General features: G+C 69.2%; 14 protein-coding genes. 5 read left to right on the plus strand and 9 right to left on the minus strand.

Annotation, left to right across the window (positions count from 1 at the left end):
• Positions 1-6 precede the first annotated feature (6 nt).
• Together ACXPWS_RS20155 and dxr are read right to left on the minus strand one after the other, a co-directional pair.
• The gene (locus ACXPWS_RS20155; RefSeq protein WP_458708352.1) at positions 7-1,242 is read right to left on the minus strand and encodes a M50 family metallopeptidase; all 1,236 of its coding nucleotides are present in this window, start codon (positions 1,240-1,242) and stop codon (positions 7-9) included.
• A complete protein-coding gene (dxr, locus tag ACXPWS_RS20160; protein WP_458708353.1) occupies positions 1,239-2,405 on the minus strand; it encodes a 1-deoxy-D-xylulose-5-phosphate reductoisomerase in 1,167 nt (388 codons plus the stop codon). Before dxr ends, ACXPWS_RS20155 begins: the two co-directional genes overlap by 4 nt.
• 164 nt (positions 2,406-2,569) lie before the next feature.
• On the opposite strand from dxr, the gene ACXPWS_RS20165 reads away from it, so the two are divergent.
• Positions 2,570-3,232: a fasciclin domain-containing protein gene (locus tag ACXPWS_RS20165; RefSeq protein WP_458708354.1), complete on the plus strand. Its 663-nt coding sequence runs from the start codon at positions 2,570-2,572 to the stop codon at positions 3,230-3,232.
• An 82-nt stretch (positions 3,233-3,314) separates the two neighbouring features.
• Here ACXPWS_RS20165 and sigI read toward each other — a convergent pair whose 3' ends face one another.
• Positions 3,315-4,151: an RNA polymerase sigma factor SigI gene (gene sigI / locus ACXPWS_RS20170; RefSeq protein ID WP_458708355.1), complete on the minus strand. Its 837-nt coding sequence runs from the start codon at positions 4,149-4,151 to the stop codon at positions 3,315-3,317.
• Positions 4,152-4,222: 71 nt separating this feature from the next.
• Here sigI and ACXPWS_RS20175 point away from each other — a divergent pair, with 71 nt between their 5' ends.
• Complete coding sequence (locus ACXPWS_RS20175; RefSeq protein WP_458708356.1) at positions 4,223-5,077, plus strand: NmrA family NAD(P)-binding protein; 855 nt, start codon at positions 4,223-4,225, stop codon at positions 5,075-5,077.
• Positions 5,070-5,510 (plus strand): nitroreductase family deazaflavin-dependent oxidoreductase, encoded by a 441-nt coding sequence (locus tag ACXPWS_RS20180; RefSeq protein ID WP_458708357.1) that lies wholly within the window; start codon positions 5,070-5,072, stop codon positions 5,508-5,510. The genes ACXPWS_RS20175 and ACXPWS_RS20180 overlap by 8 nt, the downstream gene beginning before the upstream one ends.
• Positions 5,511-5,512: 2 nt before the next feature.
• Here the strand turns inward: ACXPWS_RS20180 and ACXPWS_RS20185 are convergent, their stop codons facing one another.
• Entirely contained in the window at positions 5,513-6,277 is a 765-nt protein-coding gene (locus ACXPWS_RS20185; protein ID WP_458708358.1) for an SDR family oxidoreductase, read from the minus strand.
• The gene (locus ACXPWS_RS20190; RefSeq protein ID WP_458708359.1) at positions 6,274-7,110 is read right to left on the minus strand and encodes a MerR family transcriptional regulator; all 837 of its coding nucleotides are present in this window, start codon (positions 7,108-7,110) and stop codon (positions 6,274-6,276) included. Before ACXPWS_RS20190 ends, ACXPWS_RS20185 begins: the two co-directional genes overlap by 4 nt.
• Before the next feature lie 89 nt (positions 7,111-7,199).
• On the opposite strand from ACXPWS_RS20190, the gene ACXPWS_RS20195 reads away from it, so the two are divergent.
• Positions 7,200-7,547 (plus strand): nuclear transport factor 2 family protein, encoded by a 348-nt coding sequence (locus ACXPWS_RS20195; protein WP_458708360.1) that lies wholly within the window; start codon positions 7,200-7,202, stop codon positions 7,545-7,547.
• Here ACXPWS_RS20195 and puuE read toward each other — a convergent pair.
• Genes puuE through ACXPWS_RS20210 form a run of 3 tightly spaced genes read right to left on the minus strand, consistent with a single transcriptional unit; the run spans position 7,541 to position 10,785 of the window.
• Positions 7,541-8,425: an allantoinase PuuE gene (gene puuE, locus ACXPWS_RS20200; protein WP_458713618.1), complete on the minus strand. Its 885-nt coding sequence runs from the start codon at positions 8,423-8,425 to the stop codon at positions 7,541-7,543. The genes ACXPWS_RS20195 and puuE overlap by 7 nt on opposite strands.
• Before the next feature lie 45 nt (positions 8,426-8,470).
• Positions 8,471-9,316, minus strand: coding sequence for a TIGR03619 family F420-dependent LLM class oxidoreductase (locus tag ACXPWS_RS20205; RefSeq protein ID WP_458708361.1), 846 nt, complete (start codon positions 9,314-9,316; stop codon positions 8,471-8,473).
• Positions 9,316-10,785, minus strand: coding sequence for an amino acid permease (locus ACXPWS_RS20210; RefSeq protein WP_458708362.1), 1,470 nt, complete (start codon positions 10,783-10,785; stop codon positions 9,316-9,318). Before ACXPWS_RS20210 ends, ACXPWS_RS20205 begins: the two co-directional genes overlap by 1 nt.
• A gap of 96 nt (positions 10,786-10,881) precedes the next feature.
• Between ACXPWS_RS20210 and ACXPWS_RS20215 the strand changes: the two genes are divergently transcribed.
• Positions 10,882-11,136: a DUF2631 domain-containing protein gene (locus ACXPWS_RS20215; RefSeq protein ID WP_458708363.1), complete on the plus strand. Its 255-nt coding sequence runs from the start codon at positions 10,882-10,884 to the stop codon at positions 11,134-11,136.
• A 3-nt stretch (positions 11,137-11,139) separates the two neighbouring features.
• Here ACXPWS_RS20215 and ACXPWS_RS20220 read toward each other — a convergent pair whose 3' ends face one another.
• Positions 11,140-12,495: an FAD-binding oxidoreductase gene (locus ACXPWS_RS20220; RefSeq protein WP_458708364.1), complete on the minus strand. Its 1,356-nt coding sequence runs from the start codon at positions 12,493-12,495 to the stop codon at positions 11,140-11,142.
• Between the last annotated feature and the right edge of the window lie 8 nt (positions 12,496-12,503).

Genomic DNA, 12,503 nt, shown 5'->3' on the forward strand with positions numbered 1-12,503 from the left:
GGTCTCCTATTGGAAAAGTCTGATGGGATTGACCAGGTCGGCGGTGACGGTCAACAACATGTATCCGACGACCACCACCAGCACGACGTAGGTGGCGGGCATCAATTTGAGGTAGTTCACCGGTGCGGCCGCGTCGACGCGGCGCGCGGCGCGGATCATGTTGCGGATCTTCTCGAACACCGCGATGGCGATATGCCCGCCGTCGAAGGGCAACAGCGGAATCAGGTTCACCGCGCCCAGCACGAAGTTCATCTGGGCCAGGAAGAACCAGAACGCCACCCACAGCCCGTGGTCGACGGTGTCGCCACCGATGATGCTGGCGCCCACCACGCTGATCGGTGTCTCCGGGTCACGTTCACCACCACCGATGGCGTGCACCAGGGCCCCGACCTTGGTGGGGATCTTGGCGAGCGACTTGCCGAGCTCGACGGCGAGGTCACCGGTGAACGAGAAGGTGGCCGGGACCGCGGTCAGCGGGTTGTACTGCGTGGGCCCGGGCGGCGCGGCCGCGCTCACCCCGATGGCGCCGACGGTCACGGTGTTCGCCGCGTCCTTGTCGGCGTAGCGCTGCGTCCGAGCCACGTCGACGACGGTGGCGATCCGCTCACCGTTGCGCTCGTAGACCACCGGCACCGGGCCGGACAGCTTGCGGATGGCGGCGGCCATATCGGCGAAGGTGGACACGTCGGTGCCGTTCACCTTGACGATGGTGTCGCCGGGTGCGATCCCTGCCCGTGCGGCGGGGCCGGGCCCCGGATCCGGGCACGGCCCGAACGGGTTGTCCCCGTCTTTACTGACTTGTGGTGCCACACAGGCGGTTTGCCCGACGATGGCGGTGGTGGGCGGATGCAGGTTGGGCAGGCCCCAGATGACGGCGATGGCGTAGATGAGCACCAGACCGATGAGGAAGTTCATCCCGGGGCCGGCGAACAGCACGGCAACGCGCTTCCACACCTTCTGCCGGTACATCGCATGGCGCTCCTCGTCGGGGGCCAACGGCTCCACCGAGGTCATGCCGGCGATATCGCAGAAACCACCCAACGGGACGGCTTTGACGCCGTACTCGGTGTAACCGAGCCGGTTCGGCCGCATGGTCGACCACAGCGTGGGACCGAAGCCGACGAAATAGCGGCGCACCTTCATTCCGGTGGCGCGGGCCACCCACATGTGACCGCACTCGTGCAGGGCCACCGAGACGAGAATGGCCAGCGCGAACAACGCGATGCCGATAGCAAACATCATCGGGCTGCGGTGACCTCCTGCGTCGGTTCGGTGAGGATGAGGCGCCGGGCTGCGGCCCTGGCCCAGTCCTGCGCGTCGAGTACTTCTTCCACGGTAGCGGGTGTGGCGGCCCACTGGTCTGCGGCGTGCAGCACGTCGGCAACAGTTCGCACGATCGAGGGGAAAGCGATACGGCCGGCGAGGAAGGCCGCGGCGGCCTCCTCATTGGCCGCGTTGTAGACCGCGGTGAGGCTGCCACCCCGCCGGCCGGCCTCGCGTGCCAGTTCCACGGCAGGGAACACCTCGGCGTCCAGCGGCTCGAACGTCCAGGTCGACGCGGTGGTCCAGTCGCACGCCGGGGCCGCCGCGGGCACCCGGTCCGGCCAGCCCAGCGCCAGCGCGATCGGCAGTCTCATGTCGGGCGGACTGGCCTGGGCCAGCGTGGAGCCGTCGGTGAACGTCACCATCGAATGCACGATGGACTGCGGGTGCACCACCACCTCGATGCGGTCGTAGTCGATACCGAACAGCAAATGCGTCTCGATCAGCTCCAGCCCCTTGTTGACCAGCGAGGCCGAGTTCAGCGTGTTCATCGGGCCCATCGACCAGGTCGGGTGCGCGCCCGCCTGTTCCGGGGTGACACTTTCGAGCGCCTCGGCGGTCCAGCCGCGGAACGGGCCACCGGAGGCGGTCAGCACCAGGGCGGCCACCTCGTCGGCGCTGCCGCCGCGCAGGCACTGCGCCAGCGCCGAATGCTCGGAGTCCACCGGCACGATCTGCCCGGGTGCGGCGGCCGCCAGTACCAGCGGCCCCCCGGCGACCAGGGACTCCTTGTTGGCCAGCGCCAGCCGGGCCCCGCTGTGCAGGGCCGCCAGGGTCGGTTTCAGGCCGAGCGCACCGACCAGGGCGTTGAGCACCACGTCGGCCTCGGTATCCGCCACGATCTGGGTGGCGGCGTCGGGCCCGCGGTAGGCGGCCTCGATGGTGGCGTCCGGGTCGGCGACGGCGACGTTGCGCACACCGGTCTCGGCGGCCTGGCGGGCCAGCAGGTCGGCGTTGCCGCCACCGGCGGCCAATCCGACCACCTCGAAGCGGTCCGGATTGGCGGCGATGACGTCGAGCGCCTGGGTACCGATCGACCCGGTGCTGCCCAGCAGCAGAACCCGCACACGCTCATTGGTCACCGCACCATTGTGCCGCGACGAACGGCCGGCGGCGGGACCGGCGCCGGATGGACGCCCCGGAGTCGGGTTGGCCGGCCACCCATCCGTGACGCGGATCGCACCGAATACATCCGTGAGGGCGACCCCAAAAGACCGCTCCCCGACAGATTCGAGTATTGACAGTGATGAACAAAGCCCAATCGCAGACACTCGCGGTGATCGGACTTTCGGCGGTCGCCCTCCTCGGAGGCATTGCCTGTTCGAAGGATTCGTCCACCAACGCGTCCGCCGCACCGCAGACCAGCACCAGCATGGCGATGACGTCACCGGCGTCGCCATCGATGGCCCCCGCCGACGGCCCGGTGGGCGCAGGCTGCGCCGCCTATGCCGAGCAGGTGCCCGGCGGACCGGGTTCGGTCACCGGTATGGGGCGCGATCCGGTTGCCGTGGCGGCCTCGAACAATCCCATGCTCACGACCCTGACCGCGGCGTTGTCCGGCAAGCTCAACCCGAACGTCAACCTCGTCGACACGCTGGACAGCAACCCCGGACTCACGGTGTTCGCGCCGACCGATGCCGCTTTCGCCAAGATCGATCCGGCCACCCTGGACAAGCTCAAGACCGATTCGGGCCTGCTGACCAAGATCCTGACCTATCACGTGGTCGAAGGGCAGGCCGGTCCCGCACAGGTGACCGGGCAGCACAAGACCCTGCAGGGCGGCACCGTGACCGTGACCGGGTCCGGCCCGGAGCTCAAGGTGAACGACGCCGGGTTGGTGTGCGGTGGCGTCAAGACCGCCAACGCCACGGTGTACATGATCGACACGGTGCTGATGCCCCCGGCGTAACCGTCTGCACCCCAACGGAACTCACGAGCGGCGTCCCGCGGCGCAAGCCCCCGCAGCGCACGGGGCGCCGTTCGTGCCCCGGCTACCATCGACGCGCCGAAGGGTCGGCGGTCGCTTCGATCTTCAGCACGCGATCGTCGCGGAAGGTCAGCACCACCACGGCGAACAGCCGGCCGCGGTCGAAGCCCAGCAGCACCGGCTCGGCGGCGGACACCACGGTGGCACCCGGCCCCAGGTAGCGCAGCAGGTTCACCGCGACTTCGTGCGGGCCGTGGTTGACCTGGTCGGGCACGGGTGGGTCGGCCAGCACCGTGCCCACTCCCCACACTTCGGGGTCCAGCACCGAGGTCAACGCGGCCAGGTCACCGTTGGCGCAGGCGGTGATGAAAGCCTCGGTGACACGCCGGTGTTCGGCCCGGGTCACCTCGCCCAGCCGGGGTCGCGAGCCGGCGATCTTCGCCCTGGCCCGCCGGGCCAGCTGCCGGCAGGTGCCGACCGGCCGGCCCACCGTCTCGGCGATTTCCTCGAACGGGATACCGAACGCGTCGTGCAGCACGAAGGCCACCCGCTCCCCCGGACTGAGCGTGCTCAGCACCCTCAGCAGTGCCCTACTGACCTCGTCATCGAGGGTGATCCGGTCGGCCGGATCGGGCGCGCCACCGCCTGCCTCCAGCAGACCGGCATCGGCCGGACGTTCCCTGCGCACCCGTGCCGAGCGCAGCAGATCCAGGCACAGCCGGCCGGTCACCACCGTCAACCAGGCCCGCGGATCGTCGATGGCGTCCGCGCTGCGGGACAGCCGCAGGAAGGCCTCCTGCGCAAGGTCTTCGGCTTCACCGACATCGCCGAGCATCTGATAGGCGAGGTTCACCAGGTAAGCGTGATGGTCGCGCCACGCGGTGTCGATGGAGTCGGTCATGGTGTTATGACGATCTCGCGCCGGGAAAAGTTACGGTAACTTTTGGCCAGGGTCGCCCCGTCCTTGTCGGCATGAAAACAATTCTGGTCACCGGGGCGACCGGCAACATCGGCCGCCCACTCGTCAACCATCTGATCGACGCCGGGGTGGCGGTCCGTGCCGTGAGTCGCTCGGCTTGGGCCGGTACGTCCCGGGTGAGCGCGGTGCCCACCGCCGCGGCGGGGCTGCCCGGAGCCGATGCGGTGTTCCTCAACTCGCGCGCACTCATCGGCGAACTCGAGGCCACCGTGGAGCTGGCCCGGGCCGCCGGGGTGCGCAAACTGGTGGCGCTGTCGGCGATCAACGCCGATGACGACGACGCGCGCCAGCCGTCCCGGGTGCGCGGGGATCGCAACCGCGAGTGCGAACAGCTCGCGGTGGGCTCGGGCCTGGAGTGGGTGAGCCTGCGGCCCACCGTGTTCGCCTCGAATTTCGCCGGCATGTGGTCGGGTCAGATCCGGGCCGGCGACGTGGTGCGCGGACCGTATGCGCAGGCGGCCACCGCCGTGATCGCCGAGACCGATATCGCCGCGGTGGCGGCCAGGGCCCTGCTGACCGACGAGCTGACCGGGCAGCGGATCCCGCTGACCGGGCCGCAATCGCTCACCAACACCGAACTGGTCGACACGATCGGCACCGTGTTGGGCCGCGACCTGAGTTACGCGGAACTGCCTCCCGACGCGGTGCGGGAACGCTTCGCCGCCATCGGGTTTCCCGCCACGTTCGCCGATGCCTATATCGGTCTGCTCGAGGCCGGGGTGGGACGGCCGGCACCGGTCACCGACGACGTGGCACGGATCCTCGGCCGGCCCGCCACCACCTTCGCGCAGTGGGTCACCGAGAACCGCGCCATGTTCGCGGAATACCAAGGAGCCGAGCATGTCTGACCCCACACCGCCGAGGTGGCTGAAATCGATGAACAAACTGGTGGTCGTCCTGGGCAGGCTGGGGGTGCCGGCCGGCCCCTCCCAGGTGCTCACGGTGCCCGGCCGCAGATCGGGCCGACCGCGGGCCACCCCGATGACACCGTTTCGGCATGACGGCGCGCTGTACACGGTGGCCGGGTACCCGGGTGCGGACTGGGCTGCCAATGCGCGCGCCGCCGGTGCCGGGGTGCTGACCAGGGGCCGGCGCGCCCGCCGGGTACGCATCGTCGAACTGACCGCCGAACAGTCCCGGCCGGTGCTGCGCGCCTTCGCCGAGAAGGTGCCGGTCGGTGTCGGATTCGCCAAGCGTTCCGGGCTGGTCGTCGAAGGCACACCGGCGGAGTTCGAGGCGCTGGCCGGGCGGCTGGCGGTGTTCCGGTTCGAGGATCGGTGACCTCACACCGTGCGTACGGTCCCGCCGTCGACGACGATATCGGCGCCGACGACGGAACCGGCGGCATCGGACACCAGGAAGCCGATGACCTCGGCGACCTCGGCGGGATGGGCGGGCCGGCCCAGCGGTATGCCGCCGAGCGCGGCCATCAGCGATTGCAATGCGGCGCCGCGGTCGCCGTCTTCGGCCGCGGCGATGCGGGCCACCAGTGCGTCGGCGGCATCGGTGCGGATGAAACCCGGCGACACGGTGTTGACCCTGATCCCCTTGGGCGCCAGCTCGTTCGCCAGCCCCTTGCTGTAGGCGCGCAGCGCGGCCTTGGCCGCCGCGTAGCCGAGAGTGCCGTCGTAGAGCGGCACCCGGCTCTGGATGGATCCCACGTGCACCACCGCCCCACTGCCACCGGCGATCATTGCCGGTAGCAGCGCCCGGTCCAGCCGGACGGCGGCGAGCAGGTTGAGTTGCAGCTCAAGGGCCCAATCCGCTTCGCCGAGTTGGGCGAACCCTCCCGCGGGGGCGCTGGAACCGCCGGCAACGTGGATCAGGATGTCCGCCCCGCCCCGGCTGCGGACCTCGTCGGCGACGAGGTCCGCGCCCTCGGGTGTGGTCAGGTCCGCGGCGACGAAGTGCTCGGCGGCGACGGTCACCGGCCGGTTCCGCGCCACGGCGGTCACCGCGATGCCTCGTTGCTGCAACCAATCGACCACCGCGGCACCGGTGCCCTTGGTCGCGCCGGTCACCACGGCCCGGCGTGCCTCGGCGGTCATCGCCGGCCGCCGCGGTCGGACCGGAAGATCGGCCAGCACAGGTCGGTCCGCCACTGCGCCGCATCCGGGGTGTCCCAGGCGAACCGCTGGTAATACTCGCGCAGCGGGCCGTCGACGCTGATCTCGTGCCGGGTCGCGTAGCTGCCCAGTTCGGTGTAGGCGAGGTCCACGTCGTCGTGCGGTCCGTCGTGGCGAACGACCAGCAGTTCGGCTGCCGGGACGATGTATTCGGTTACCCGGCCGACCGGCCGGACCGGTCCGGTCGCCGGGATGAACACGGTCGCCGGTCCGTGGTCCCGGTCGAAGATCTCGAAACCGAACAGGGCTCCGGGCGGCCCGGTCTGGGTCAGGCGCTGGGTGCGCACGGTTGCCTGGAGTTCGGCGACGGCGCCCTCCCACCAGGTCGGCAGGTCGTCGCGGTCCACGTTGTCGTGCACGGCCACCGCACCCGTCGTGGGCACGCTGCGATGCTCCAGATTCCACCCACCCCGCGGCGGGTCGAGGATGTCGCGCAGCGCGTCGACCGCCGCTCTGGTGTCTGCCAGCTGCGCCTCCAACCGCTGCAGATGGGTACCGATCAGGACATTTCGGCCCGCGGGTTCGGCCGCCAGCACCGCCTTCACGTCGGCGATCGACATGTCCAGCGCGCGCAGCCGGCGCACCACCGCGGCGGTGGGCAACTGGTCGTACGAGTAGTACCGGTAGCCGGTGCCGGGGTCGACATGGCTGGGCGCCATCAGCCCGATGTCGTGATAGTGGCGAAGGGTTTTGACGCTCAACTGCGTCATCCGGGAGAAATCACCGATGGATACCGTGTCGGAGGAGTCAGGCATGCGGCCAGTCTGCGGCCTCCCCCTACGGGAGGGTCAACACCGCGCCGGTCACTTGACCCTCCCGTTGCCGCACACCCGACGCTGGCGGCATGACAACACAACTACCCGCTCTCATCGCCGAACACCTCAGCGCGGTCAATGCGTTCGACATCGACCGCGTGATGGCCACGTTCGCCGACGGCGCACTCGTCAACGACAACCATCGCGAGATCTGGGGAACCGAGGCGATCACCGCCTGGGTGACCGACGAGATCGTCGGCGACCACATCACGATCGCCGTCACCGACGCCGTCGTACTGCCCGGGGTGACGGTGGTGCGGGGCCGCTACGACGGCGACTTCGACAAGACCAACCTGCCCGACGAGGTGATACTCACCAACTACTTCGTGGTGGCCGACGACAAGATCACCGGCTTGTTCGTCATCTTCAATCACTGAGCCGGAAAGTGTTCGATCCAATGCCGGGCGATGTCGACACGGCGGGTGACCCACACCTTGTCGTGGCCCTGGACATGGTCGAGGAACCGTTCCAGCGCGGCGATCCGGGCGGGCCGGCCCACCAGTCGACAGTGCAGACCCACCGACAGCATCTTCGGCGCACCGGCCTCACCCTCGGCGTACAACACATCGAAGGCGTCCCGCAGGTAGGTGAAAAATTCTGTGCCGCTGGGGAATCCACTGGTCGACACGTACTTCATGTCATTGGTGTCCAGGGTGTAGGGCACCACCAGGTGATCCGTGCCGCCGACCTGCGTCCAGTACGGCAGGTCGTCGGCGTAGGAGTCCGAGTCGTACAGGAAGCCACCGTGTTCGACGACCAACTGCCGGGTCTGCGGCGAGTCGCGACCGGTGTACCAGCCCAGCGGCGGTGCGCCCGTCAGTTCGGTCATCAGCGCCACCGCTTCGAGCAGGTGTTCGCGTTCGGTGTCGATATCGGCCAGTTGGTAACTGACCCAACGCAATCCATGGCACGCAATCTCGTCGCCGCGCGCGGTGAAGGCCGCCACCGCCTCGGGATTGCGGGCCAGCGCCATCGCCACCCCGAACACGGTCAGCGGCAGGCCGCGTCGTTCGAAGGTCCGCAGTACCCGCCACAACCCGGCCCGCGAGCCGTACTCGTAGAGCGATTCCACACTCAGATGCCGGTTGGGGAAAGCCTGCGCGCCGACGACATCGGACAGGAAGGTCTCCGAGCCGGCGTCACCGTGCAGCACGGAGTTCTCGGCGCCCTCCTCGTAATTGAGCACGAACTGGACGGCGATCCTGGCCCCGCCGGGCCACTGCGGGTCGGGCGGGTGCGGCCCGTAGCCGACCATGTCGCGGGGGTACGTCACGAACACAATGTTTCACGGCCCACGGTGTCAGCGCATCTTGGTGATGACCTCGTCGGCGAACCTGGCGATCGCGCCCGATCTGTCATCAGACCCGAACCAGGGTGCGCACATCACCGCGGTGATCCCGGCCTCCTCCGCCCGCTGGAACACGTCCAGCGTGGGCACCTCGAGCAGGGCCAGCATGATCTCGAACGGCTCGTTCTCGCGGCCGTACTCGCGACGCAACGCCGTCAGCCGGTCGACATATCGCACCGCCTCGTCGAGCGGGTAGGCGGTACCGACCCACCCATCGCACAGCCGGGCGGCCCGGCGCAGCGCGGCCTCGGACTCGCCGCCGCACAGGATCGGCACCGGTGCGGGTGGGTGCGGTTCGAGCATCAGCTCGGGCACCCGGTAGTGCTCGCCGTGCCAGGACACCCATCCGCCGCGCCACAATTCGCGCAGGGCGGGAATCATCTCGTCCAGCCGTGCTCCGCGGGTGTCGAAGTCCTGACCGAGCAGCTCGAACTCCTCACGCATCCACCCGGCGCCGACGGCCAGCGACACCCGGCCGCCGGCGATCACCGATGCGGTGGCCACCAGTTTGGCGACCTGGACCAGGGGTCGCGACGGCGCGACGTAGATCGCGTTGGAGAATCTCAGCCGGGTGGTCAACGCCGCCATCGCGCCGATCAACACCCACGAGTCCGGCCACGCGGTCTCCGGTTGCCACGGTGGAACGCCTTGTGGCGAGGGGTATTCGGACTTCAGGTCGCGGGGATAGACCAGATGGTCGGCGCTGATCAGTCCGTCGAAACCGGCATCGTCGAGCAGCGGGGCCAACCCCAGCGCCGCCGCGGTGTCCATGAACGCGGTGCCGCTCCAGAACTGCATCAGCGCAGCACCTCTTGGCGTTGGCCGAGCACCGAATGCCTGCGGCCGTACGCCAGGTAGACCACCACGCCCAGGGCCATCCAGACACCGAACCGCAGCCAGGTCAGACCGGTGAGGTTGAGCATCAGCCAGGCGCAGGCCGCGATGGCGGCCAGGGGTAGCACGGGCACCCATGGGACCCGGAACCCACGCCGCAGATCGGGCCGGCTGCGGCGGAGCACGATCACCCCCGCCGAGACCAGGATGAAGGCGAACAGCGTGCCCACGTTGACCATTTCTTCGAGCTTGCCGATCGGGAACACCGACGCGGCCACCGCGGTGAGCCCCGCCACCAGCACCGTGACCCGCACCGGGGTGCCGCGCGGGCCGGTGCGGGCCAGCTCCCGCGGTAACAGCCCGTCCCTGGACATCGCGAACAGCACCCGGGAGAGCCCGAGCAGCAGCACCATCACCACGGTGGTGAGCCCGGCCAGTGCGCCGATCGAGATCACCTTGGCCGCCCAGTGCACACCGTTGAGTTCGAAGGCGGTGGCCAGATTGGGGTGCCCCGCGCCGGCCTGTTTGAGGTCGAGGTACGACGCCATCCCGGACAGCACCACCGACACCGCGATGTAGAGCAGGGTGACCACGGCCAGGGACGCGAGGATGCCCTTGGCGACGTCGCGCTGCGGTTCCCTGGTCTCCTCCGCGGTGGTGGCCACCACGTCGAAACCGATGAAGGCGAAGAACACGATGGAGGCCCCGGCCAGCACCCCGTACAGGCCGTAGTGGCTGCCGGCGGCGCCGGTGAGCAATGAGAAGACCGACTGGTCCAGGCCGCCTTCGGCCGCGCCGCCGGATTCCTGGGGCGGGATGAACGGCGTGTAGTTGGAACCTTTGAGGTAGAACGCCCCGACGATCACCACCAGCAGCACGACGGCCACCTTGATGGCGGTGACGACGGCGCTGACATGCGAGGACAACTTGGTGCCGAAGACCAGCAGGGTGGCCACCACGGCGACGATCAGCAGCGCACCCCAGTCCAGCGTCAGCGACCCGACCTCGACGGTGGCGCCGGTGAACCCGAACACGGTGCCCAGGTAACTGGACCAGCCCTTGGCGACCACGGCGGCGCCGATGGCGAATTCCAGGACCAGGTCCCAGCCGATGATCCAGGCGACGAATTCGCCGAAGGTCGCGTAGGAGAACGTGTACGCGCTACCGGCCACCGGCACCGTCGAGGCGAACTCGGCGTAGCACAGCGCGGCCAGGCCGCAGGTGAGCGCCGCGATGAGAAACGACACCGAGATGGCCGGCCCGGTGATGTTGGCCGCGGTGGACGCGGTGACGGTGAAGATGCCGGCGCCGACGACGACCGACACCCCGAACACCGTGAGATCCCACCAGGTGAGGTCCTTGCGCAGCCGGGTGGTGGGTTCGTCGGTGTCGGCGATGGACTGTTCTACGGATTTGACGCGACGGCCTGCCATCTTGGGAAAGTACCCACAACCGGCGGCCGGTCGGGCGAGATCGCACGGGTGTGCCAGAATGGCCAACCAGAAAGTCCGGACCGACGAGGAGCAACCGTGGCCAACACCGAGGTCGAGCGACACAGCGGTGTCGACGTGGAAGATGTGCCGTCCGCCGCGTGGGGCTGGTCGAAGGAAAACCACACCTGGATTCACATCGGCGGCATTCTGTCCGCCATCTTCCTGCTGGGCATGTTGCGGGGTAATCACGTCGGTCACGTCGAGGATGTGTTCCTGATCCTGTTCGCCGTCGCCATCCTGGGCGTGGTGGCCCGCGACTGGTGGGCCCGCCGCTCGGGCTGGTACCGCTGACCGTCAGCGAAAAAGCACCGCCGGGTTGAGAAATCCGGTGGGATCGAAAGCCGACTTCACCGCGCGCATCACCGCGATATCGGCGTCGGTGCGCGACATGGACAGATAATCGCGTTTCCGGCTGCCGACACCGTGCTCGGAGGACACGTTGCCGCCGTGCGCGGCGATCAGGGCCATCATCGCCGAATAAAGGTCGCGCTCCTGTTCTCCGCGGAGTGCGCAGCGCACCAGGTTCAGGTGCAGATTGCCCTCCCCGATATGGCCGAACAGCACCGGGATGGCGTCGGGAGCGTGTTCGGCCACCACGGCGTCGGCGGCCGCGGCGAAATCGGCGATCGCGTGCAGCGGCAGCGACACATCGAATTTCAGCGGCGGCCCGTACACACCGAGAATCTCGGCCACCGACTCACGGACCTGCCAAAGCCGTTGCTGGGCAAGGGTGTCCATGCCGACTGCGGGTTCCCCGCGCAGCCCTGGCACGTCGAGCAGTTCGGCCAGCCGCTCGGTGGGATCGCCGGCCGCGGCCAGCTCGATCAGCAGCAGCCACGCACCGTCAACCGGCGCGCCGATGCCGAGATGCTCGGCGGTCAGTGCGGCCGCGCGGGCATCGAGCAGTTCCAGCGCCGCGATTCCCTCGGCGTCGCGGAACGCGCGGCCCGCTTCGACGAGGGCCGCCAGGTCGTCGAAACCAGCGATCGCGGTGACCCGGTGCGCCGGCGCCGGATGCAGCCGCAGATCCAGTTCGGTGAGCACACCGAGGGTGCCTTCGGCGCCGACCAGCAGTGCGATCAGGTCATACCCGGTGTTGTCGGCGCGCACCTGGCTGTGCCGGGCGAGCACGCTGCCGTCGGGCAGGGCCACCTGCAGCCCGAGCACCTGCTCGCCCATGTTGCCGTACCGCACGGTCCGCAAGCCGCCGGCATTCGTCGACGCCATGCCGCCGACGGTGGCCGAATCGCGGGCCGCCAGGTCCACCCCGAAGACCAGCCCGGCCGCGGTGGCCGCGCGTTGCACCGCGGCCAGGGTGACCCCTGCGCCCACGGTCACCCGACGTTCCGGCACGTCGACCTCGCCGAGGAAGGTCAGCCGCTCGGTGGACAGCAGCACATCGTCGTGTTCGGGGACGGTGCCGGCCACCAATGACGTCCGACCCCCTTGCACGGTGACGCAGGCGCCGGCCGCCCGGCAAGCCGCCAGTACGGCCGCGACCTCGGCGGCGTCACCGGGACGCACCAAGGCCTGAGCCTCGCCCCGGTAACGCCCGGTGTGGTCGACGGTGCGTCCGGCGAGCACCTCTGGATCGGTGCTGACATACGGGGCGCCGACGGCCGAGATCAGCCGGTCGAGCAGTTCGGTCATCCCCGAAT

This window comes from Mycobacterium sp. BMJ-28 (assembly GCF_054404835.1).